The 21854-nt window shown below is 58.6% G+C and carries 19 protein-coding genes; 16 read left to right on the plus strand and 3 right to left on the minus strand.

Annotated features, from left to right (window positions below):
• Positions 1-126: 126 nt before the first annotated feature.
• Complete coding sequence (locus OC445_RS13980) at positions 127-645, minus strand: Hcp family type VI secretion system effector (RefSeq protein WP_034126109.1); 519 nt, start codon at positions 643-645, stop codon at positions 127-129.
• 469 nt (positions 646-1114) lie between these two features.
• On the opposite strand from OC445_RS13980, the gene tssA reads away from it, so the two are divergent.
• From tssA to OC445_RS14055, 15 genes are all read left to right on the plus strand, one after another.
• Positions 1115-2656 carry a type VI secretion system protein TssA gene (tssA, locus tag OC445_RS13985; protein WP_198791228.1) on the plus strand — a complete coding sequence of 514 codons (1542 nt, stop codon included), beginning with the start codon at positions 1115-1117 and terminating at the stop codon, positions 2654-2656.
• 25 nt (positions 2657-2681) lie between these two features.
• Positions 2682-3191 carry a type VI secretion system contractile sheath small subunit gene (gene tssB / locus OC445_RS13990; protein ID WP_262020191.1) on the plus strand — a complete coding sequence of 170 codons (510 nt, stop codon included), beginning with the start codon at positions 2682-2684 and terminating at the stop codon, positions 3189-3191.
• A gap of 15 nt (positions 3192-3206) precedes the next feature.
• Positions 3207-4685 (plus strand): type VI secretion system contractile sheath large subunit, encoded by a 1479-nt coding sequence (gene tssC / locus OC445_RS13995; protein WP_054898527.1) that lies wholly within the window; start codon positions 3207-3209, stop codon positions 4683-4685.
• Positions 4686-4699: 14 nt separating this feature from the next.
• On the plus strand, positions 4700-5101 hold the full coding sequence (gene tssE, locus OC445_RS14000; RefSeq protein WP_054898539.1) for a type VI secretion system baseplate subunit TssE: 402 nt from the start codon (positions 4700-4702) through the stop codon (positions 5099-5101).
• Positions 5091-6878 carry a type VI secretion system baseplate subunit TssF gene (tssF, locus tag OC445_RS14005; RefSeq protein ID WP_054898528.1) on the plus strand — a complete coding sequence of 596 codons (1788 nt, stop codon included), beginning with the start codon at positions 5091-5093 and terminating at the stop codon, positions 6876-6878. The genes tssE and tssF overlap by 11 nt, the downstream gene beginning before the upstream one ends.
• Positions 6842-7867, plus strand: coding sequence for a type VI secretion system baseplate subunit TssG (gene tssG / locus OC445_RS14010; RefSeq protein WP_054898529.1), 1026 nt, complete (start codon positions 6842-6844; stop codon positions 7865-7867). Before tssF ends, tssG begins: the two co-directional genes overlap by 37 nt.
• 83 nt (positions 7868-7950) lie before the next feature.
• Entirely contained in the window at positions 7951-9480 is a 1530-nt protein-coding gene (locus OC445_RS14015) for a sigma 54-interacting transcriptional regulator (RefSeq protein ID WP_054898530.1), read from the plus strand.
• Positions 9481-9515: 35 nt separating this feature from the next.
• Positions 9516-9647: a hypothetical protein gene (locus OC445_RS14020; protein WP_034126102.1), complete on the plus strand. Its 132-nt coding sequence runs from the start codon at positions 9516-9518 to the stop codon at positions 9645-9647.
• Between the two features lie 10 nt (positions 9648-9657).
• Complete coding sequence (gene tagH / locus OC445_RS14025; RefSeq protein ID WP_054898531.1) at positions 9658-10851, plus strand: type VI secretion system-associated FHA domain protein TagH; 1194 nt, start codon at positions 9658-9660, stop codon at positions 10849-10851.
• 5 nt (positions 10852-10856) lie between these two features.
• On the plus strand, positions 10857-11342 hold the full coding sequence (tssJ, locus tag OC445_RS14030; protein WP_034126100.1) for a type VI secretion system lipoprotein TssJ: 486 nt from the start codon (positions 10857-10859) through the stop codon (positions 11340-11342).
• A 1-nt stretch (position 11343) separates the two neighbouring features.
• Positions 11344-12672, plus strand: a complete 1329-nt coding sequence (gene tssK, locus OC445_RS14035; RefSeq protein ID WP_262020192.1) for a type VI secretion system baseplate subunit TssK — start codon at positions 11344-11346, stop codon at positions 12670-12672.
• Between the two features lie 5 nt (positions 12673-12677).
• Complete coding sequence (gene icmH / locus OC445_RS14040) at positions 12678-13538, plus strand: type IVB secretion system protein IcmH/DotU (RefSeq protein WP_054898533.1); 861 nt, start codon at positions 12678-12680, stop codon at positions 13536-13538.
• 15 nt (positions 13539-13553) lie between these two features.
• A complete protein-coding gene (tssM, locus tag OC445_RS14045) occupies positions 13554-16901 on the plus strand; it encodes a type VI secretion system membrane subunit TssM (RefSeq protein ID WP_181125344.1) in 3348 nt (1115 codons plus the stop codon).
• A 2-nt stretch (positions 16902-16903) separates the two neighbouring features.
• Complete coding sequence (locus tag OC445_RS14050; protein ID WP_054898535.1) at positions 16904-17626, plus strand: PP2C family protein-serine/threonine phosphatase; 723 nt, start codon at positions 16904-16906, stop codon at positions 17624-17626.
• Positions 17623-18465, plus strand: a complete 843-nt coding sequence (locus OC445_RS14055) for a serine/threonine-protein kinase (RefSeq protein WP_080757681.1) — start codon at positions 17623-17625, stop codon at positions 18463-18465. Before OC445_RS14050 ends, OC445_RS14055 begins: the two co-directional genes overlap by 4 nt.
• A gap of 8 nt (positions 18466-18473) precedes the next feature.
• Here OC445_RS14055 and OC445_RS14060 read toward each other — a convergent pair whose 3' ends face one another.
• Both OC445_RS14060 and OC445_RS14065 read right to left on the minus strand, forming a co-directional pair.
• Positions 18474-18803 carry a DUF6388 family protein gene (locus OC445_RS14060; RefSeq protein ID WP_054898536.1) on the minus strand — a complete coding sequence of 110 codons (330 nt, stop codon included), beginning with the start codon at positions 18801-18803 and terminating at the stop codon, positions 18474-18476.
• A gap of 11 nt (positions 18804-18814) precedes the next feature.
• Positions 18815-19069: a hypothetical protein gene (locus tag OC445_RS14065; RefSeq protein ID WP_230032401.1), complete on the minus strand. Its 255-nt coding sequence runs from the start codon at positions 19067-19069 to the stop codon at positions 18815-18817.
• Between the two features lie 344 nt (positions 19070-19413).
• Between OC445_RS14065 and OC445_RS14070 the strand changes: the two genes are divergently transcribed.
• Positions 19414-21483 (plus strand): EAL domain-containing protein, encoded by a 2070-nt coding sequence (locus OC445_RS14070; protein ID WP_034126092.1) that lies wholly within the window; start codon positions 19414-19416, stop codon positions 21481-21483.
• The last annotated feature ends 371 nt before the right edge of the window (positions 21484-21854 follow it).

Below are 21854 nucleotides of genomic sequence, written 5' to 3' on the forward strand. Positions count from 1 at the left end.
GTTATTCAGGTAACGGCCACCTAGGGTTCCGCAATGGCGGCGGCTCACTTTGCAAAAGCGGCAAATCAAGCAAAACGCTCTTGCCCCATTACTCGGCACCTCGTTAGCGGGGCCCTATCGCCCTGCTTAGCCGCCGGCCACTGGACTGCGCCAGTCGTCCGAACCGGACGTCCCGGCGACCTCGTGAGTCCAGATGATCTTGCGATAGCTGAAGTGCACGTCCTCCAGATGGGTGAAGTGGGCGTTGTCGGGGTCCTGGCAGTTGGGCATGCGCGATTGGATGTCCACGATGGTCGCGCCTTCCAGTTCAATGGTGAAATAGTGCTCCAGAGTCCCGGAGGAAGAGTTGCGCAGCCATTCCAGCCGGCAGGACACTTCTTCGCCGGTAGTCAGGGCGCTGAACAGCAAGGGTGAGGATTTATCGAAAACCTTGCTGATCATCAGCGGTTTGTGCACGCGCTGACCGGTTGGCTGGCCGGATTGCGGGTCGCGAGGAATGATCACCTGGTGAGCAAATGCTTGTACCAGTATCTGGTCCTCATGACCTTCCTGATAAATGCTGCCTACCGAGTCCTGAGTAAATGTGCCTGCCGTAATCAAACCTTGTTTGACACCGGTGATGGAGAGATACGCGGGTGTTGGCATGACGGGTTTCCTTGCCTGATTGAGTAGGTATTGCCGAACAGCAAAAGCGCTGAAGGGGCAGAGGCCTATAACAAGAAGCGTGCCTGAAAGTATGAAAACCAATGAAATAAAGACCAAGGCGGCTCTGTGTTCGTTTGTTGAGAGCTTATTGTCGAGCGGTAGGTGGATTTCAGCGCTATTAGTTTCACGCCTGCGCGCACTTAGTTGCTCATGCCCTATAAGTTGTAAATGCGCGGCTGTCGGAGATAAAGCGTGGTTTTTTCCGATGAAGAGGTGCGCAAATAGTTGCGCATTCCTTTATTTGTTGGGTGTGTAGGACGTTTCTTAAGTTCCGTTCCGTTACTTGCTGATTGTTTTTGTCGTGGCTAAGGTTCACTCACTTCGATGAGTTTTGAATGGAAGTTCAAGGGCGTTTCGACAATGGCGTTAAGTCCTCCTATTTACCTCGGACGGATGTGTGCAACTCAAAATGGCTTATTCAGAAGAACTTTATGTTCATTACCGCAAGCTTGCACGGACAGCATGTTGCCCAAGCAGTTTTGTTGGTAGTGACGTGCGTTTTTCGAGCGAGTTTGAAGCGCTGGAGGCCGAGCTTGGCAAAGCCCAGTCTATCCATGTTGCGGGCCAGCCGGATTGGCAGAAGGTCAGCGAAATCAGCGAGCATTTGCTGCGTGATCACTCCAAGGATCTACGCGTCGCCGTCTGGTTGGTCTGGGCCCTGTATCAACGTGATTCATTTGCTGGATTGCTGGCCGGTCTCGGTTTGCTGCGTGACCTGTGTGAACTCCATTGGGAGCAGGTTTACCCTGGCAAGCTACGAACCCGCGCTGCGGCGTTTGGCTGGCTGGTGTCGCGCCTTGAGCAAGCGTTTGCACTCAACCCGTCGCTCAGCGATCAACGGCCTTTATTCCAGGCCCTGTTGGAACACCTGGCATGTCTCGACCAGCTATGGGGCGAACAACTTGGAAGCGATGCACCTTTGCTGCTGCCGATTCGCCGGCAATTGTCGGAGCGCTTGGCGCAGGGTGTATCCGAACCTGGCGGTGTCGCGAACGTCATTGCCCAGGTCAAGCAGACGACCCAGTTGCTGAGTCCCGGGCAACCGATCAACAACGAAAAAGACGCGCACAGACTGCTGCGCACTTTACAGGAGCAGGCCCGCCCGTTATGTGCCTGGTGGTTGCGCCAGGACGCAACCGACCTGCGTGCCTTGCGCCTGGGTCGAACCTTGGCGTGGTTGATGCTCGTCAATTATCCCGACGCCAACAGTGAGCGAGTAACGGCGTTGCGCCCGTTGGTCGCGGACAAGCGCAAGCGCTATCAAGAACGTCTCAGCCAAGGCCATCACGCCGAACTGTTGCCTGAGCTTGAGGTAAGCCTGGCGGGTGCGTTGTTCTGGTTGGATGGTTTGCGCATGGTCTGGGAGTGCCTGGACGCCTTGCATGCAAACCTGGCCATGACTGAACTGGAGATGCATTTGGCTCTGCTGCTGCAGCGCCTGCCGCACCTGCCTGAATATCGGTTCAACGACGGCACCCCCTTTGCCGACCCTGCGACAGGTGAGTGGATCGCGCTGCATGTGATGCGTCACGTGCACAAGCCCGAGCCCTCCCATGTTGTCGCCGACAGTCACACGCAGCCCTGGGAGACCACATTGCAAGCGGTGATGCCTTGCCTGCGAAAGGACGGCCTCAAGGCAGCAGTGGCCGTACTCAAGCAAGGGCTGCAGGCGGCGTGCGGTGATCGAGCGCGCTTTCATTGGCGCCTGGCGCTGGCCAGGTTGTGCGTGGCGGCTGGCAAGCATGAGCTGGCCAGGCTTCAGCTGGAAGAACTCGACCTTCAATTACAGCGCACAGGTCTGGAAAGTTGGGAGCCGGCGCTGACCTTGCAAGTCGGCAAGCTTCTGTACCGCTGCTATGAGCTGTTGCCACAAACCCAGCCCATATGCGACTGCAAAGACGCACTGCATCGCAGGTTGTGCCATTTCGATCTTGAAGCAGTACTTGAATAGCGCCTCATCAAAAAGGAAAAGCACCATGGCCAAAGACGGTTCGGTAGCCTCCAAGGAACGTATCAATATTACTTTCAAACCCGCTGTCGGTGGGGCCCAGGAAGAAGTCGAGCTGCCGTTGAAGCTGCTGGTGCTGGGAGATTTTTCCCAGCGTGCGGACCATCGCAAACTCGAGGATCGCAAGCCCATCGGTATCGACAAGCACACCTTTGACGAGGTGTTGGCCAAGCAAGCCTTGAGCCTGACGCTGAGCGTACCCAATCGCCTGCAGGATACCGCTGATGTGGAGGAGTTGCCGATCCAGGTGCAGATCAACGTCATGAGGGACTTCAACCCCGCAAACCTGGTCGAGCAGATCCCGGCGTTGCAAAAGCTGATGGCATTGCGTGAAGCCCTGGTGGCGCTCAAGGGGCCGCTGGGGAACACGCCGAACTTTCGCAAGGCTATCGAGCAGGCATTGGCCAATGACGACTCCCGCGCTCGAGTCCTGGCCGAACTGGGGCTGGACAGCCCTCAAGCATTGCCGTTTCAGTAAAGGGACACTGACACCATGAACACGATTGAACACAGCTCGAAACTCGTACAAACCACCGAAACCTGCAGCATCCTCGATAACATCATTGCCCAGACCTTGCTCAGTGCCGACGACGAGGCTTACGGCATCGCCAAGCGCGGCGTGTCGGCGTTCATTGCAGAGCTGGTGAAGCCACATAACTGTGATGAGCCGGTAAAGAAACACCTGGTCGACCGCATGATTGCCGAGATCGATACCAAGCTCAGCCAGCAAATGGATGAAATCCTGCACCATCCGGACTTCCAGGCACTGGAGGCTTCATGGCGAGGCTTGCAGTTGCTGGTCGAGCGCACCAATTTTCGCGAAAACATCAAGATCGAGCTCTTGAATGTCTCGCGCCAGGACCTCCTGGACGACTTCGAAGACTCATCGGAGATCACCCAGTCCGGGCTTTACAAACATGTCTACAGTGCTGAATACGGCCAGTTCGGCGGACAGCCGGTGGGCGCAATCATTGCCAACTACTTTCTCTCGCCCAACGCACCTGATGTGAAGCTGATGCAGTACGCATCCAGCGTCGCCAGCATGGCCCACGCGCCTTTTATCGCCGCTGCCGGGCCCGGGTTCTTCGGTTTGGAAAGTTTCACCGGGCTGCCGGACCTGAAGGATCTGCGAGATCATTTCGAAGGTCCGCAATTTGCCAAGTGGCAAAGTTTCCGGCAGAGCGAAGACGCCCGTTATATCGGCCTTACCGTACCGCGCTTTCTGTTGCGTACCCCGTATGACCCCCTTGAGTATCCAGTCAAGACCTTTGCCTACCAGGAGAATGTGGTTAATAGCCACGAGCATTATTTGTGGGGCAATACCGCGTATGCCTTTGCCACCCGCCTGACCGACAGCTTTGCGCGATTTCGCTGGTGCCCGAACATTATCGGCCCGCAAAGCGGCGGAGCGGTCGAGGACCTCCCGCTGCATCACTTCCAGAGCATGGGCGAGATCGAAACCAAAATTCCTACCGAGGTGCTGGTATCGGACCGACGCGAATACGAGTTGGCACAAGAAGGTTTCATCGCCTTGACCATGCGCAAAGGCAGCGATAACGCGGCGTTCTTTTCCGCCAGCTCCGTGCAGAAGCCAAAATCCTTTGGTATCAGTGAGGAGGGCAGGGCCGCAGAGCTGAATTACCGGCTGGGCACCCAATTGCCTTACATGATGGTAGTCAACCGCTTGGCGCACTACCTCAAAGTGCTGCAGCGCGAGCAGTTGGGCGCATGGAAAGAGCGCACAGACCTGGAGCTGGAACTCAACAAGTGGATTCGCCAGTACGTGGCGGACCAGGAAAATCCTAGTGCCGAGGTACGTGGGCGGCGCCCGTTGCGAGCTGCACGCATTGTCGTCAGTGATGTCGATGGCGAACCTGGCTGGTACCGGGTCAACCTGACTGTGCGCCCGCATTTCAAGTACATGGGGGCAGATTTCACTTTGTCCCTGGTCGGTAAGCTGGATAAAGAATGAGCAGAGGCTACGGCATGCCAGAGCACGGCAGCCTTTTCGAACGCCTCGAATGCGGTGCGTCGCCCCCGGAGGGCGGGGCGGCGTCCATTGCTGCCCATCTGGGGAAAATGCTCAGCACTCGCGCGGGCAGTGTCAAGACATTGCCTGATTATGGGCTGCCGGACCTCAATGACATGCGGCTTAGCTTGCATGAGTCCTTGAGCCAGTCGCGTCTACATATCGAGCGCTTTATCCAGGCCTATGAACCGCGGTTGACGAATGCACGTGTCAGGCTGTTGCCGGGGGCGCGTGAATCCCTGGAGTTGGCGTTTGCCATCGAGGCTGAGCGGGCCATTGACGGCATCCTGCAGCCCGTGGTGTTCCACGCCCGCCTCACGGATGCCGGGCGGGTTGAGGTTTTTACCGATGACGCTTGACCGATATTTTCAAAGCGAACTCAGTGCCCTGCGCCAACTGGGCAGGCGTTTTTCAGAGCGCAATCCCGCCCTGGCGCCGTTTCTCGCCGAGGCTGGCCAGGACCCGGATGTCGAACGCTTGCTGGAGGGTTTTGCCTTTTTGACCGCGCGCCTGCGCCAGAAGCTGGATGACGAACTGCCGGAGTTGACGCATTCGTTGATGCACTTGCTCTGGCCTCATTACATGCGGCCGATACCGGCCTTCAGCATCCTGCAATTCGATCCGTTGAAACGCGCTGGTCCCGGTGTTCGAGTGGGTCGGGACACCGCCGTGGAAAGCGCCACCATCCACGGCGAGCGTTGCCGGTTCCGTACATGCTACGCCACCGATGTCATGCCCCTGCAACTCAGTGGCCTGGAATACCGGAGCCAGGGCGAAGGGGCCCGTCTGGATTTGCACCTGAGCATGAGTGTCGCAGGTAACTTCAGCGAGTTGGCATTTGATTCACTGCGCTTGCACCTGGCCGGAGATCCTTATGTCAGTCAGGGCCTGTATCTGAACCTGTTGCGTCATCTCGATGGGATCTGCCTGCTGTTACTGGATCACGACGGTATGCCGATCATCGCCAGCGATGGCATGCCCGTGATGCTACGGCTCGCTGCTGACCAGGTTCGGCCGGTGGGATTCTCCAAGGAGCAGGCGTTGATTCCTTATCCGCAGAATGCCCTGGGGGGTTATCGACACCTGCAGGAGTACTTTGCTTTTCCCGAGAAGTACCTGTTTGTCGACGTTGAAGGTCTGAGTGTGCTGCACACGCTGTCTCACGAGCTGCTCCGGCAGGCGCATGGCATGGTAATGCGCTTTGAACATCGCACTCACGGCCGTGAACCTCAGCGTCCCACCCTGGACAACATAAAGTTGTATTGCACGCCCATCGTCAACCTGTTCAAGCAGGATGCGATTCCTATTCGCCTGGATGGAAAGCAGGATGAGTACCTCTTGGTGCCCGGGGAATATACGCCGGGTAATGCCAGCGTCTTTTCCGTGGATCAGGTCACTGGGTGGCGCCCCGGTGGCTTGGGCTATCAAACCTACGTGCCGTTCGAGTCGTTTGAGCATGACTGCGACACTGAGCCCCTGGCGGCACCGCCCAGCTACAGCATTCGCCAACGCTCGTCGGTTCAACATGCCGGGCTCGATACCTGGATGGGGTTTGGCAACCGCCGCGAACGGGGCCATGAAACCTTGTCGGTCGAACTGACCTGTACTAATTGCAACCTGCCGCGCCAACTGCGTGCGGGTGATATCAATCTGCCCGGTGAGCAGACGCCGGAGTCGTTGACGTTCCGCAACATCACCGCGCCAACGGCGAGCTTCGCACCACCACTGGACCAAGACTATCTGTGGAAGCTCATCAGCAACATGTCGCTCAACTATTTGTCGTTGACCGATATCAATGCCTTGAAAGTGATTCTGGAGTCCTACGATTTGTCGCGTTATTACGATCGCCAGGCCCTGAAGGTCAGCCAGAAAAGACTGGGCGCCTTGCTCTCCATCCGCCAAGAGCCAGTGGATCGCCTGCACCGCGGGCTGCCCATCCGAGGCGTGCGGATCGATCTGACGGTCGATTCCCAGGGCTTTGTTGGCCAGGGCGACCTGTTTGTATTCGCTTGCGTTCTAAATGAGTTTTTTGCGCTTTATGCCAGCCTCAATTCGTATCACGAGTTGCGGGTCATCAGCACACAAGGAGACGTGTATCTATGGCCATCCCAGATGGGACAGCAACCCCAGCTCTGACTCAACTTTGTCGCGTTATCCGTGAGTTCACGTTGTTTCAGGCGGTTCTGCAGGTTATCGAGCATTTGCGCGAGGCCCATCCGCTTTTAGATGACGACGCGCTGTACGACCAGTTGGAGTTCCAGGCCAACCCTGGTCTCGGGTTTGCCGCGCACGATATTGACCGGGTGGAGTTCTTTATGGAACAGGGCCAATTGCGCGCACGCCTGCGTCTGAATGTGTTGGGGTTATTCGGTGCGGGGTCACCACTGCCCGCGTTTTATGGTGAGCAGGCATTCGCCGAGCGCTCGGGTGGCAACCCGACTCGGGATTTCCTCGACCTGTTCCACCATCGGCTGCACCGGCTGATGCTGCCGATCTGGCGCAAGTACCGCTATCGGGCGTGTTTCCGGGCAGGTGCCAACGATAGGTTTTCCGAGCAGATGTTTGCCTTGATAGGGCTGGGCGCAGCTGCGATACGGGGCGTTTGCCAAGTCGATTGCAAGCGCTTGCTGCCTTACCTTGGCTTGCTGAGTTTACGGGTGCATTCGGCGGCGTTGATCGAGTCGGTCCTGCGTTACTACTTCATGCACGAGGCGTTGTTTCTAGAGCAATGGGTTGCACGTACGGTCGAGGTCTGCCAGACGCAGCGCAATCATCTGGGGCGGGCCAATAGTGCTCTTGGCGATGACCTGGTTCTGGGGCACCGCATCGCTGACCGCAGTGGCAAGTTCAGGGTGCATGTCCGGGCGCTGTGCTGGGAGCGTTTCCACGATTTTCTGCCCACCGGAAGTGCCTACCAACCACTGCGTTCGCTGGTGCGCCTGACCCTGCGGGACCCCTTGGACTACGACCTGAGCCTGATGTTGGCGCAGGGCCAGATCAAGGCCTTGCATATTGGTGAGAACACAGTTTGCCGCCTGGGCTGGACCACTTGGCTGGCGCATGAACAGGCCGATGGCGTGGTCACGCTGACCCACAATTCATCAGGGATTAATGACCATGACTAATGCGGACCTGCAACAACTGATCGGCGCGCTGTCGGCAAGACCGACACAGTGCTGGCCCTGGCGTGTTTCGACGAGTGCAGCCCATGACCGATAACCTGCTTGGTAAAGAGGCCGACCCGCTGGTTTATGTCGACGCGCTGTCTGCCTGTTTCACACGCTTGGGGTTCGAGCGCGATGAACATTCGTTACTTGAAGGATGCGTTACCGGGGCGGCACGGCTGAGCCAGTGTGAGCTCAGCCAATTGTATCTGCTGGACGAAGTGACCGGCCGGCTTGAACTGACCGCTCAACATATGGCCCAGATACCATCGCTCTCCGTTGCGCCTGCGTGTCCCGATCAGTCCCACCAAGGGCTGCTGCACGCAACCTTGAACCAGGGCTCCGTCCTGAGTCTGGAGGATGTGCAAGACAGTGGGTATGACACCCGCTTCCTCCCGGCAATGGCGATACCCTGGCGTGCGCTATTGATCGTGCCGCTGCTCAGCCGATGCAAACGTATGACCGGTGTGCTGGTCTTCGCCCGCCAGCAGTCGGTCCAGTTGCGAGTCTACGCCTCATCCTTGGGGCATTTGGGCAGCTTCGCCTTGAATCAGTTACTCGCACTGCGCGATATCCAGCCCATCGTTGGCACAAAGCGCAGATGCGACAAACCGTTGGCTGGAACATATGGCTTGATTGGCACCAGTGCGGCAATGGAGCAGGCGTGCCGGCTGATCAGTAAAGTGCTGCACACGTCTTATACCGTGCTGCTGCACGGTGAGACCGGCACTGGCAAGGAAGTGGTGGCCCGCGCCATCCATGCCGCCGGGCCGCGCAAGGCCAAGGCCTTTGTCGTGCAGAACTGCGCAGCGTTCCCGGAAGGGTTGCTTGAAAGCGAACTGTTCGGCTACCGAAAAGGCGCGTTCACTGGCGCCGAGCGCAATCACGCGGGGCTGTTCGACGCTGCGCATGGCGGTACGTTGCTGCTGGATGAGATCGGCGATATGCCGCTGTCACTGCAAGCCAAGTTGCTGCGGGTATTGCAGGAGGGCGAGGTTCGCCCACTGGGCGCCAGTGCAGCCCATAAGGTTGATGTCCGCATCATTGCTGCCACCCATCGCGACCTCGCGGCGATGGTTGCCGAGGGGCGCTTTCGCGAGGATCTCTATTATCGGCTTGCTCAGTTTCCCATCACTCTACCGGCCCTGCGCGAGCGAGACGGCGATGTACAGCAACTGGCGCGCTATTTCACGGACAAGGTTTGCGAAGCGCTGGAAAGGTCACCTGTCGATTGGTCGAATACCGCCCTTGATCAACTTTCCAGCCACAGCTTCCCCGGCAACATACGCGAGCTCAAATGCCTGGTGGAGCGCGCCGTGCTGTTGTGTGACGACAGCGTGATCCGACCGGAGCATCTGGCGCTGCCAATGACACTGACGCCAGCCGCTACCGATGAAGCGACCCTGCGCCAGCGCATGGAGCGAGTGGAGCGCACGTTTTTGCTCGATTGCCTGCACAAGAATCGCGGTAATCGCACCCGTACGGCACGGGAGCTAGGGGTTGCCCGGCGTACGCTGCTCTACCGTCTTGCCCGCTTGAACATTCCCTTTGGCGATGCCAGGGAAGAACGCTGAATGACGCACCTTATTTTCACTATGGGAGAAAGCCGATGCCTGATCGTCCATGGCACATCGTCGTGCTTGTACTGTTTTTGCTGGGTGGCTGTAACGCCAACTATGTATTCGATGACGCTGAGTACCATCCTGTGGGTGACCCACAGGCGATCACTCGTGGCCGCTGAATGGAGGGTCATGAAGATGCAGCTTGTGTTTGAGATCTGCGCGCCCGAGAGCGAAAAGAACGTGCCCCTGGACCGCAAAGTGTTTGACGTGAGTGGTGGCGTGATCGGCCGCGGCTCGGAATGTGATTGGGTAATACCTGACGCCAGCCGCGTGCTCTCCAGCCACCATGGACTGGTCGCCTACCGCGAGGGCCGCTATTTCCTCACGGATATCAGCCGCAACGGAATCAGGGTGGCAGGGAGTCATGAGCGCCTGCGCAAGGGGCACGCGCGATTGATCAGTGATGGCGAAGTGTTCGAGCTGGGAGCGTTGGCGATACGTGCGCGCTTGCTGGAGCCACCGCAACCTGCTGGCGGCTTGCAGGCCGCCTCGGCAGTAACGATCCCTGAAGACGCCTTCCTCTCGCTGGGCCCTTCGCATCAGTTGGACCTTGATTGCCGTATGCATGCCTTTTCGCAGGATCTGGAGGCATTGAACGAGTCCGCCGATGAGCAGCAAGTGTGGACGGATCGCTACGGGGCTGACCGGGAGCACGTGGTCTTCCCACGTCGGGAAGAACCCGCGGTAGAGGTTGCTACGGTACAGGCAGCGATGACTGTGCCGACTGATGACGAGTTCTGGCCACAATTTGCAGCAGCCTTGGGCCTGGACCTGAATACGCTCGATCAACCGGGTCGGCAAGCACTGGCGATCAAGGTGGCGCGCTTATTTCGCCTGACGATCGAAGGGTTGCAACAAAGTTTGCGCACCCGTGACGAATTGAATAACGAGTTGGATACAGCGCCGTTCGGCAGCCATGGTGTGGGCCTTAATCCCTTGAAAGCGTGTAGCGACATCGATGCTGCGGTAGCTGCGATGTTGGATATAAGTGCGTTAGGCCAGATGCCCGCTGTACGGGCTATCACCCAGGCTCACCGGGAACTGCAAGCGCATCAGGTCGCACTGTTGGCCGCCTGTCGAAGCACCTTGCGCAACGCCCGTGCGGCCTTTGAGCCCAGCTATCTGTTGGGATGCTTCGAGTCCTCGGGCAAGTCGGTCGGGTTTTTCTCGGATGGTGGGCATTGGCGTGCGTACCAGCGTCATTACCAGCGTCTGGTGGCGCAAGAGCGATTGAGTGATCGTCCTTTGGGGGGCGACTTCGCCAAGGCCTATGAGGAGCAGGTGCGCCTGATCTCCAGCCTGCATATTGATTTTCCAGGATAATGCTCATGTACCGAGTCACCCTTGCTTTGCTGTTGCTCATGTTCGGGCTATTGACAGGTTGCAGCGCCGCCTCGCCTTTTTCTAAGCTGACCAAGCTAGACATGGCGCTGACCGCCAGTGAACTCGTCAACCCGGATCTGCATGGCCGCCCCTCGCCAGTTGTGGTGCAGTTGATTGAACTGCGCCAGGGCGTCGCTTTTGAACATGCCGACTTCTTCGGTCTGTATGGCAATGCGCAGCAGACGCTGTCCAAGGACTGGGTAAACAGCGACGAACTTGAATTGCGCCCTGGGGACCGCCTGGGGCTCAAGCTTCGTATCGGACCTGACAGTCGTTTCGTGGGGGTGCTGGCGGCTTATCGAGACCTGCCCAATGTCCAGTGGCGGCTACTGATCCCGCTGACCGTGCAACAACGTAACCGTGCTGATCTGGTATTGGATCAGACCGGTATACGCGTTGCTGGCTCACTCGCCGGCCTGGAGGCGCAGTGACATGCAGGCTCAGAAAGTTATCTGGCAAGAAGGCATGCTGTTGCGGCCACAGCACTTGCAGCACAACGACCGTTATTATCATCAACAACTCACCCAGACGCGCTTGTTGGGCAGTGATACCTGGGGCTTGCTCACGCTGGAACTCAATTTGCAGTACCTCAAGCTGGGCAAGCTGGTGGTCAACCAGGCCAGCGGCGTTTTGCCGGACGGTAGCCTGTTTGAGTTGAGCCCCGGCATGGAACCTCTGGTGTTGCAGGTACCCACCGACACGGGCAGACAAGGCGTTTTCCTGGCGCTCCCGTTGGCCAGTGGCAGTCACCTTGAAGTTCGCCAGCCAGGACAGAGTGATGTGCTGGCACGCTACGTCAGCTGCGAAGTGGAAGTGGGAGATGCCAATGCGGGTGTGGATACGCGTTGCCGGATCAACTGCGCACGTCCCGACTTACGTCTTCTGTTGGGCGAACACCCGCATGACGAGCACTTCGTCAAACTCAAGATCGCCCAGGTACTGGACGCCACCGACGAGGGGGGAGTGAACCTGGATACAACGTTCATCCCTACGTTCATTTTCGTGCAGGAGCATGGGTACGTGGCGTCGTGTCTCAAGGAGGTGATCGGCCTGCTTGTCAGCAGGGGCGATGCCATCGCTGCACGTATTCGTGGCGAGAGCACGACCGCAGGCACACAAATCGCTGTCTTCCTGATGCTGCAAGTAATCAATCGTACCGAGCTGGAGCTGCGCCACTGCCTGAGCCAGGCTCGGGTGCGGCCCGAAGCAGTGTTCCGTGCGCTGGTGTCCCTGCTCGGTGAGTTATCAACGTTCGCCAGTGACAGTAAGCGTGCGCAGTTGAACGTTCATTACCAACACGGTGATCAGGGCGCCAGTTTTCGTGGGCTGATGGAGCAGGTGCGCTTGGTGCTGTCTGTGGTGTTGGAGCAACAGGCGATCAAGTTGGCTTTGCAGCCGCGCCAATATGGCGTCCTGGTATGCCCAGTCAGCGAGTTGAAATTGCTTGGTACGGCCACCTTCATTTTGGCGGCCACTGCGCAGTGTGAGGCGCAGGAACTGCGCCAGCGTCTGCCGGCACACCTGAAAGTCGCGCCGGTTGAGCGCATACGTGAATTGGTCAACCTGCACTTGGCCGGTATCAAGGTCACGTCGTTGCCAGTGGCGCCGCGACAGATTCCATTTCACGCCGGCAAGACCTACTTCATGCTCGATATGAGCGCTCGTGATATCGCACAACTGGAGCAGTCAGGTGGTTTCGCTTTCCACGTAGGAGGTGAGTTCACCGGGCTTGAACTTGACTTCTGGGCCATCAGGAATTGAACGCCATGGAAAGTGAATGCACTCAAGATGAAAAAACCGTCTTGCTTGACCGGGAAAGTCATGGGCCTGCCCAAGGACCATTAACGGACTTCCCGTCGCCGCCGCGTTATGAGCAGTTGGAAGATCGGATGATCTACGCCGGCCTCAGGCTCGATACGCAAAGCTTCCAGGTTGGGCTCAACCCTATAGTCGACGCAGCCTGGGCGGTATTGTCCGAGGTTGTAGGGCTCAGGCGCTGCTCTGGCCGTGAAAGTTGGGACACGCTCAACGAGCGGTTGTCGTTGGCTGTCAATCAATTTGAAACCCACGCTTTGCAGGGCGGCGTGGAAAGCAGCCAGATAATATCGGCGCGTTATGTGTTGTGCAGTGTGATTGACGAGGCGGTCTTGATAACTCCGTGGGGGGCGCAGAGCGAGTGGTCGAAAAAGAGCCTGTTGAGCCGCTTTCATAACGAAACCTTCGGGGGCGAAAAAGTTTTCCAACTGCTGGAGCGGCTGTCGCGCGACCCCCTCAAGCACCTGGCGATGCTGGAGCTTTTGTACCTGTGTCTATCTTTGGGGTTCGAGGGCAAATACCGGGTCATGGAGCGGGGCGCGTCACAACTTGAGGCTGTTCGTGATGCCTTGTATCGCCAGATCAGGCATGTACGTGGGGAACCGCTGAAGGCGCCGCTACTGCCTGCCATACAGGGGAAGGACCCGCACAAGCGGATCCGTGTCATTCCCGTCACCTGGTGTGTGGCATTCACCCTGAGCTGTTTGTTGGCTCTGTATACAGGATTTGCCTGGGTACTGAGCAAGGAACGATCGAATGCACTGCAACCCCTTCAATTCTCGGCGTCGGACCTGATTCGTACGCCCTTGTAAACGCTGGAGCAATGAATGAGCGCATTCTTCAAGAGGATGGGCGCCGTGCTGGGCAGGGTTTGGGTTTGGAGCCTTCTGCTGGCGCTTTCCTGTGCGGCACTCGTGTGGTTTTTAGGGCCGCTGTTGGCAGTGGATGACTATCGTATCTGGCAGGGGACGACTGCTCGCCTGCTTACCATCAGCATCGTGTTTTTACTGTGGGGGCTGGTGATAGCGCTTACGGATACTGGTAGTGCTACCAGGCGCCAAAGGCCCCCGCGTGAGCAGCCGTTGAAGTGGGTCGAGGATGAGCGCCGTCAGGTAAGCGTTCGATTCAAAAACGCTGTGCATCTGCTGAAAACATCCAGCCATTATGGCGTGCATAACGCACGGTGGCGCCATGATCTGCCGTGGTACCTGTTGATCGGCGAGCCGGGCAGTGGCAAAACGCAGTTACTGGCTGCCGCCGGCTTGCCGTTGGCGCTCGACCCTGCCCAAGGGCGACCAATGGGCAGTAGCACTCATTGTGAATGGTACTTTGCCGCCGCAGGCATACTCGTCGACACGCCGGGGCGCTACCTTACCCAGCCTGACAGCTCAGTGGATGCCGCAGGTTGGGCAACCCTGCTCAATCTGCTCAGATGGCGGCGCCGAGTGCGTCCGCTGAATGGTGTAGTGGTGACGCTGTCGGTCGACACGTTGTTGAGCATCAACGAGTACGACCTGGATCATCACGCACGCCGTGTGCACTCACGTTTGCAGGAGATTCAGCAGACGTTGCATGTGGATGTGCCGATCTACCTGGTTTTGACCCAGGCCGATCGGTTGTCGGGATTCGCTGAGTTCTTCGACCTGCCCCACGCAGAGAGTGCTGACAGCTTGCTTGGGCAGCACTTGGACGCCCATGTCGAGGATACTGACACTACGCAGGTTCGCCGGGCCGTCGAGCGATTGTTACAGCGCTTGAATAGTGAGCTGATCGGGCGATTGCACCAGGAGCGCAATGTCGAGCGCCGGGGGCTGATGCTGGGATTCCCCCAGCAGGTGGCACGAATAGGTGAACGCGTGAATCTGTTCGCTGAAATGGCGTTTTCCTCTCATCGCTACCAACCCATCAATGGTCTGCGAGGGATTTTCCTGACCTGCGCCGATGGCCGGCACCCGCGATTTGTGCAGGGCCTGTTCAGCCAGGCAATCTTTGCCGAAGCCGACCTCGCTGGCTTGCAGGCCGAGGAACGACAGCGAATCCGTTGGCGCCAGGGGTTGCAAGCGATGGCCGTAGCCTTGGTTATTGGCGGTGTCGGCGGGCTGTGGTGGCACAGTTATGCCGTCAACCATCAACGACTGGCGCAGTTGGCGGCACTGGTAGCTCTCCCGCCGCTTGGCTCGCAAGCCAGCGATGACAGCACGGCGCTGTTGGCGCTGTTGGATACGCGGCTGGCGGCGACCCGGGTTTTTCCCAGGTCGGCAGATGTGCGCCTGGTCGAGCACGTTGGGCTGTATCAGGGCGAGCTGAGTCGGCCCAGTGTCGAACACGCCTATGAGCAGGCACTGCACCAGCAATTGCTGCGTTGGATAACCGCCCAACTGGACGAGCAGGTATATGCCAGCCTGGGAGATCGGGACCGGCTATTGGTCAATCTGCGCGCGTATTTGATGCTCAACTTGCGCGAGCGCCGTGAGACTGCTTGGCTGGCACAACATATGGCGAGCCTCTGGTCGGAGCGTTTTGCCGGGGACATGTCGACACAGAAGCGCCTGACTGATCACTTTGCGCGGCTGCTTGAGCGCCCGTTTGTCGGGCCGCTCAACGAGGAACGGGTGGCTCAGGCTCGCGAAGCACTGAGGGGCGAGTCATTGGCCGACGTGGTGTATCGGGTACTGCGCGAACAAGCTCGCGACCTGGAACCCTTGCGCTTGGCCGAGGGCAATGTATTCGCTGGTATCGCCCCCTCCGTACCGGGTTTCTATACCAAAAGGTATCTGCAGTACTTTGAGACGCAGGGCCCACGGTTGGTTGACACCATTGCCCGGGATAACTGGGTGCTCGGTGAGGGTGCCGACCTGGGCCATCAAGATTTGAGTCGGCTGATGGCGCAATTGCAACAGCGCTATTTCAGTGAATATGCCGATGCCTGGAGCGATGTTCTCGGCCGTATCACGCTGCAAGAGACCGACAGCCTACGCCAGGACGCCGAGCAACTCATGAGCCTGACTTCGGCCCAGTCCCCTTTGATTCGGTTGTTGCAACAGCTGCGTGAAAACACGCGTTTGCTGCCAGGTCATGAGCTGCTCGATAAAGTAGTGCAACATCCCGCAGACGTGGCCAAGGCGGCGCTGGTGGCTGGGCCAGTGGCTTTTGCTGATGCTGCGCGGCGGGCGTTGCAACAAAAATTCGAGCCTTTGCATCAATTGCTGGATGAGCAGAACAACCCCGGAGCAGAGTTGACCCAGGCTTTGCGTCAGTTGGATGAACTGCACTTGCAACTGACGGCATTGAACCGTGACAGCGCACCCGAGCAGGCAGCCTTCCTGCGTGCCCGGCAGCGTATGGAGGGGCAGCAGGATGTGCTGGGTAGCCTGCGTGATGCCGCTGCGCGTCTGCCGCTACCCGTTGCCGGCTGGCTTGAGGGCCTGGCCGACGAGAGTTGGCGGCATTTGCTGGAGCAGGCCTATGTGCACGTCAACCAACGCTATCAGAGCGATGTGCGTAGCCCTTACGCCAAGGCAATTGGACGACGTTACCCGTTCCATGCCAACGCGAGCAATGACGTAGCCCTTCATGATTTTCAGGAGTTCTTCAAGCCACGAGGGGTGATGGCGCGCTTTTATGAGAACTACCTGCGGCCTTTCATCAGTGTCGACGGCACTCGCTACCGATTGCGTGGGCTGGATGGCCAGAGCTTGCCGGTTTCGCGTTCGCTGTTGGAGCAATTGACAAAAACCCAGGCCATACGCCGCGGTTTTTTTACCGAGGACACGGAGGAGTTATCTGTGCGGTTTACCGTGGCGCCCTACAGCCTGGACCCATCGATCAGTCGTGCGATTCTGCGCGTGGGTGACCAGCAATTGGAATATCGCCACGGTCCCATCGTGCCCGTGGCGTTCCGTTGGCCCACCGATGCAGACAATGGGCGCAGCAGTCTCGTCCTGGAGAAAGGCACCGAGCAGCGACCCTTGGGAATCGAGAAGAACACAGGGGCTTGGTCACTGTTCCGGTTTCTGGACCAGCTGCAGAGAGAACCCGCCAGTGGGCAAAATGCTCAGGTTTTCAAGGCAGACCTCGCCGGCCTGCGCGTCAATTACCTGCTGACCAGCCAACGCACGCCTGTCCCGTTTGATGTGGATACGTGGCGCACCTTTCGCTTGCCGGAGCAACTGTGAAGATGGCAGCCCCCTGGCGCAGCGCTGGTCGTACACAGCAGGGGCAGGCGCGGCTGCGCAACGAGGATGCATTCCTGGACGACCCGCGCCGCAGCTGCTGGGCGGTTGCGGATGGCATGGGCGGGTATCGCAACGGGGATTTCGCCAGCCAATGGGTAATCAGGCAGTTGGCAGCCGTGTCGGCTCAGGGCAACCTCGATCAGCGTATCCAGGCCGTTCGCAGTTGTTTGCAGGGCGTCAACCAAGGGTTGAGGCGTGCATGGATAGAACCTGGTGCACCTGCTGACGCGACGATGGGCAGTACCGTAGTTGCACTGCTGCTGGAGAAAGGCCGGGCGGCTTGTCTCTGGGCGGGAGACAGTCGCTGCTATCTATGGCGCGGGCAGAGTCTCTACCAATTGTCGAAGGACCATTCGTTGCTGCAGCGGCTCATGGACGAGCGTCACCTCAGTGCCGCGCAAGCCCAGGCCTACCCCGATGCCAGGGCCTTGACCCGAGCCGTGGGCGCGGGTTCGCGGTTGCACCTTGAGGCATTGGAACTCAGTACCCGCCCAGGGGATGTATTTTTATTATGCAGTGATGGTTTGTATCAGGCCCTCAGCCATGTGGACCTGGGACGAGCGTTGAGTATGCAAACGCCCCAGCAGGCAGTGGAACGGCTATTTGCAGGGGCGTTGCGCAGGCCGGTACATGATGACCTGACCGCGGTTGTCGTGCAGCCTTGAGCGCGTCGCCACAAGCCTTGCGTCTGCTGGTTGGGCGTTATCACCTTGAGCATGTCTTGGGCAGAGGGGGTATGGGCGTTGTGTACCGTGCGCGCGACCTGCTGCACGAGCAATTAGGCGAGCGCTGTTCGAACGTGGCGCTCAAGCTGGTGGACGAATCCATTTCCCAATGTCCCGATGCGCATGTGTTGTTGTACAACGAGTTTGCGTTGACCCGCAGCCTTCGGCACGACCGCGTGGTACGGACGTTCTCGTTCGAAGTCGACACACACAGCCAGGTCGCGTTCTTCACCATGGAGTTGTTGCAGGGGCTGACCCTGGACCGTCTGCTGCTGGAATGCCCTTATGGGTTGCCCTGGCGCGAACTGCAACCCATCGCCGTGCAGTTGCTGGATGCCTTGGTCTACACCCACCAGCAAAACGTGCTGCACGGTGACGTCAAACCAGCCAATGTCATGGTGGGCGAGGAGGGCGTGCGCTTGTTCGACTTTGGGCTGGGCCATGCCGCCGGGCAGGCTGGGGTGGGTTTGCCGAGTGTCAGCCGCAGTCGTTTCAATGCCTGGACACCTGCCTACGCAGCCCCGGAACTGTTGGCCGGCGGGGCGTTGACCGCGGCCGCCGACTTGTACGGCGTGGCCTGCATCCTATACGAACTGGCCCATGGCAAGCGCGTTGGCGAACGTTGCGCAATGGACCGGCTGTCCCGGCCTGCGCAGTTGCCCAGGCATTGCTGGGCGGCGTTACAGGCTGCGCTCGCGGTGGACCCGCAGCACCGAAGCATAACGGTCGCCGAGTTGCGCCAAGTCATGGGGCGCAACCGGCCACGCTGGCGCTTGTAGGGAAGAGGTCAAACGGCCAAGCCGTGCAACTGGCAGTACTCCAGCCAGTCCATGCCCGCCATCTGTGCGACTTCTTTATGCACTTCACGGCGCTGGGCCTCGAAGACTTCGGTGGAATCGGCCGTCAGCTTGAGGGTCAATTCCCAGGCGAACAGCTGTTGCTGTTCAGCGTGTGCCTCGAAAGCCTCATGCAGGCGTTCAGCGCGATACTGCGCCAGGGTTTCGCCCCTGGCCTGGGCTACCAGCGGGTTAAGACTGTCCAGCTCGGCAGCGACCTGCGGTTGTTCGCGCAGAAATCTGTCCAGTGCAAGCTGATAAGTATCGTTAGGCGTCGACACAGATAGACACCTTAACGAGAAGGATGAGAGCTGCTATCGGACGTGCGTGCGTTGAGGTGATGGCGGGCACGCTTGCGCGACCTGCGTCGCATCCAGTTCTGCAACGGCGCCAGCAAGAAAAACATCAGATAGGCGATCAGCACCAGCGTCAGGTCTACCCAGGTTTCAGCCACAGGCCCGGTAAACAATTCAATGACGTTCTTGATCACAAACAGCAACACCACGCTGCACAACCACAGCACAATGGTGACGAATAGAGGACGCATGTTACTTGAGCGCTTGTCTTGCATAGTGAGGTTCTCTCCTTTGGCCTGTTGTCGTTCCAGGCAAGATTCCCTGAGTGCGTACCCATTATCAGACAGGTTGTAACATCGTTTAACACGCACAAACCGTGCGGATGATACCGACTCAGACAGCCTTAGGGGATGATTCAAGTCAGAAAGTTCGATAAATCTGTAGGGATTTAGTCTAGCAGCCAGGCATTCACTGGTAAAAAGCCGGGCTGGGGCGGGGATAAAGGCTTTCGCTTCGGCTATCAGGGCGTGTAGCGTTAGCGGTGTTTCCGGCCGCTGATCTTCAGCGGCAGTCGGTGACAGGCAGAGGACGGCCCATGGCGCACACCCTGTTCAAACTTTTCCTGACCCAGCGCCTGGCGGTCCTGGCCAGCACGGAGTCGTTGCGTGCGATTCGTGAGGGGCTGCTGTGGATTCTGCCGTGCCTGTTGGTGTCCGCCGGCTTCCTGATTCTGTCCGAATGCGCCCTGGCGCTGGGGTTCGATCCCCAAGTGGTGAGTTTCCTGGCGGGGTTGCATAAACAGATCAGTTCGGTGATCCCACTGCTGGTCGCGGCCTCCATCGGTTATATGTTGGCGATTCAACACCGTCTGCCACAGCTGCCGGTTGCCTTCCTGTGCCTGGCCCATGTGGTGGTCGCCACCTTCGTGCTGCGTGATTACCCGCGTGCTTCGGCCACGTTCCTGCTGTTTATTGCCATTGCTTCGCCCTTGATCAATGTGCCTGCCATTGCCTGGCTGCACCGCTTTCGCTGGACACGCCTGGTCAACCAAGACCTGGTCGGCCATAACCTCAAGGGCACCATCAACATGGTGATACCCGGCGCACTCACGGCCTTGTCGTTGGTGACGGTGTTGTCGTTGCTGCTGTTGATACCCCATGTGGCGCAAATCCAGGGTCCGCAGGTGCTTGATGCGTTGCAGACGCCTTACGGCAGCGGGTTGTTTGTGACACTGATGAATTCGCTGCTGTGGTTCTTCGGCATTCACGGCGTGTATGCCATGCAGCCGCTATTCGATGCCCTGGACCAGGCCGTGGCGCTCAATGGCGCAGCGTTGGCGGCGGGGGAGCCGGTGCTGTACTTGCTCAATAACGGCTTGCTGGGCAGTTTTGCGTTTATCGGTGGTTCGGGGGCAACCTTATGCCTGCTGCTGGCGATCCTGCTGTTTTCCAAAAGCCAGTCCATGCGCTTGCTGGCGGTAGCGAGTTTGCCGTTGTCGTTATTCAATGTCAGCGAGGTGCTGTTGTTCGGTTTGCCGATCATCCTCAACCCGCGCCTGTTTATACCGTTTCTACTGGTACCGGCGTTCAACGCGATGGTGGCGTTGATGGTGGTACAACTGGGCTGGGTGTCGCCGGCGGTGGCCAGCGTGCCGTTTACCGCCCCGGTGCTGCTCAATGCATACCTCAGCACCCATGGCGACGTGGCGGCGGTGGTGTTGCAGATCGTTCTGCTGGGGGCCGGCACGCTGGTGTATGCGCCCTACGTGAGAGCGATTCATCGCCAGTCCAGCGATGGCGGCACGGTGTATCTCAAATCTTTGGACATGACCTTTCGCGGCCTTGAGGAAAAAGGCCGTCTGCTAGAGTTCGACCCGGTGCTGGCCACCCACCAGACATTGGCCCGCCAGGCGGCTGAGTTGAACCGCATCCAGCAGATCAGCGATTACGAGTTCTATCTTGAGTTTCAACCCCAGGTCTCCACCCGCACCGGTTTGTGCACCGGGTGCGAGGCGCTGATGCGCGCCCGGGACAGCCAGGGCACGGTGCATTCGCCGTGGGAGTTCCTGCAATGGCTGGCGCACGCCAGGCTGATGCCGGACGTGGATGTGTGGGTGGCATCCCAGGCCGTGCGCCAGTATCAGAAATGGCAGAAGATGGGTTTTGAACTGCCGATGACCATCAATATTTCCAGTACCACACTAAAGGACGCCGCCTATGGCGACCGCCTGGTGGAAATTCTTGGCCAGGCCCGTGGGCAAGTTTCAGTGGAAATTACCGAAGACGCGCTGGTCAGCGACATCCCGGCCACCCGCCAGACCATCCAGAAGTTGCAAGCCATGGGGGCCAAGGTCTATCTGGATGATTTTGGCACTGGGTTTTCTGCGTTGAGCTATCTGCATCAGTTTCCTGTGGATTTCATCAAGATCGACCGCAGTTTTGTGGTTGCCCAGCACGACCCTAAAGGCGCCCAGGTGCTCACCGGTATGTTGCGCTTCTGCGAGGCCCTGGACCTGGGCGTGGTAGTGGAAGGGGTCGAGACGGCTGAGCAATTGGCCTTTTTGAGTAACGGGCCTGAGTTGTTTATCCAGGGCTGGTATTTCAGCAAGGCACTGCCTGGGGATCAGTTGCCGCGCTTTGTGCTTGAGCGCAGGGCGTTGGTCTGATGACCGACCCTATCTACCTGGCACCCCGATCCAACTGTGGGCGCTGGCTCGCCGGCGACGACCATAGGTAACTACACAACTTTGGTGCGACGCTGGACCTGTGGCGAGTGAGCTTGCTCCCGTGACGGACTGACAGCCGACGCTGATCTAACTGACGCACCGCGATCTAACTGTGGGAGCTGGCTTGCCTGCGAAGACGGCCTGACAGCCGATACAGTTGGATCGTGTACATATCCATTCCTGCGGTAACGGCTAATTGGGGCTCCGCCCTGACGCCATCACCTCCCATCGCCAAGCCTTGAAAGAATTTTCCTACAGGTGTTGACCTTGCCACTACGGGAACCTTTAGGCTTTTTTCCGAGTATGTCCCA

The sequence above is a fragment of the Pseudomonas sp. Pse35 genome (assembly GCF_024519715.1).
Taxonomy (GTDB): domain Bacteria; phylum Pseudomonadota; class Gammaproteobacteria; order Pseudomonadales; family Pseudomonadaceae; genus Aquipseudomonas; species Aquipseudomonas paracarnis.

Excerpts from the sequence above, each read along its gene's own strand:
- tssF (WP_054898528.1), top strand. The coding sequence starts at position 5,091 with ATGACGCTTGACCGATATTTTCAAAGCGAACTCAGTGCCCTGCGCCAA.
- OC445_RS14070 (WP_034126092.1), top strand. The coding sequence starts at position 19,414 with ATGGCGCACACCCTGTTCAAACTTTTCCTGACCCAGCGCCTGGCGGTC.
- tssM (WP_181125344.1), top strand. The coding sequence starts at position 13,554 with ATGAGCGCATTCTTCAAGAGGATGGGCGCCGTGCTGGGCAGGGTTTGG.
- OC445_RS14020 (WP_034126102.1), top strand. The coding sequence starts at position 9,516 with ATGCCTGATCGTCCATGGCACATCGTCGTGCTTGTACTGTTTTTGCTG.
- tssG (WP_054898529.1), top strand. The coding sequence starts at position 6,842 with ATGGCCATCCCAGATGGGACAGCAACCCCAGCTCTGACTCAACTTTGT.
- tssB (WP_262020191.1), top strand. The coding sequence starts at position 2,682 with ATGGCCAAAGACGGTTCGGTAGCCTCCAAGGAACGTATCAATATTACT.
- tssA (WP_198791228.1), top strand. The coding sequence starts at position 1,115 with ATGGCTTATTCAGAAGAACTTTATGTTCATTACCGCAAGCTTGCACGG.
- icmH (WP_054898533.1), top strand. The coding sequence starts at position 12,678 with ATGGAAAGTGAATGCACTCAAGATGAAAAAACCGTCTTGCTTGACCGG.
- tssE (WP_054898539.1), top strand. The coding sequence starts at position 4,700 with ATGCCAGAGCACGGCAGCCTTTTCGAACGCCTCGAATGCGGTGCGTCG.
- OC445_RS13980 (WP_034126109.1), bottom strand. The coding sequence starts at position 645 with ATGCCAACACCCGCGTATCTCTCCATCACCGGTGTCAAACAAGGTTTG.
- tagH (WP_054898531.1), top strand. The coding sequence starts at position 9,658 with ATGAAGATGCAGCTTGTGTTTGAGATCTGCGCGCCCGAGAGCGAAAAG.
- tssK (WP_262020192.1), top strand. The coding sequence starts at position 11,344 with ATGCAGGCTCAGAAAGTTATCTGGCAAGAAGGCATGCTGTTGCGGCCA.
- OC445_RS14065 (WP_230032401.1), bottom strand. The coding sequence starts at position 19,069 with ATGCGTCCTCTATTCGTCACCATTGTGCTGTGGTTGTGCAGCGTGGTG.
- tssJ (WP_034126100.1), top strand. The coding sequence starts at position 10,857 with ATGTACCGAGTCACCCTTGCTTTGCTGTTGCTCATGTTCGGGCTATTG.
- tssC (WP_054898527.1), top strand. The coding sequence starts at position 3,207 with ATGAACACGATTGAACACAGCTCGAAACTCGTACAAACCACCGAAACC.
- OC445_RS14050 (WP_054898535.1), top strand. The coding sequence starts at position 16,904 with ATGGCAGCCCCCTGGCGCAGCGCTGGTCGTACACAGCAGGGGCAGGCG.
- OC445_RS14015 (WP_054898530.1), top strand. The coding sequence starts at position 7,951 with ATGACCGATAACCTGCTTGGTAAAGAGGCCGACCCGCTGGTTTATGTC.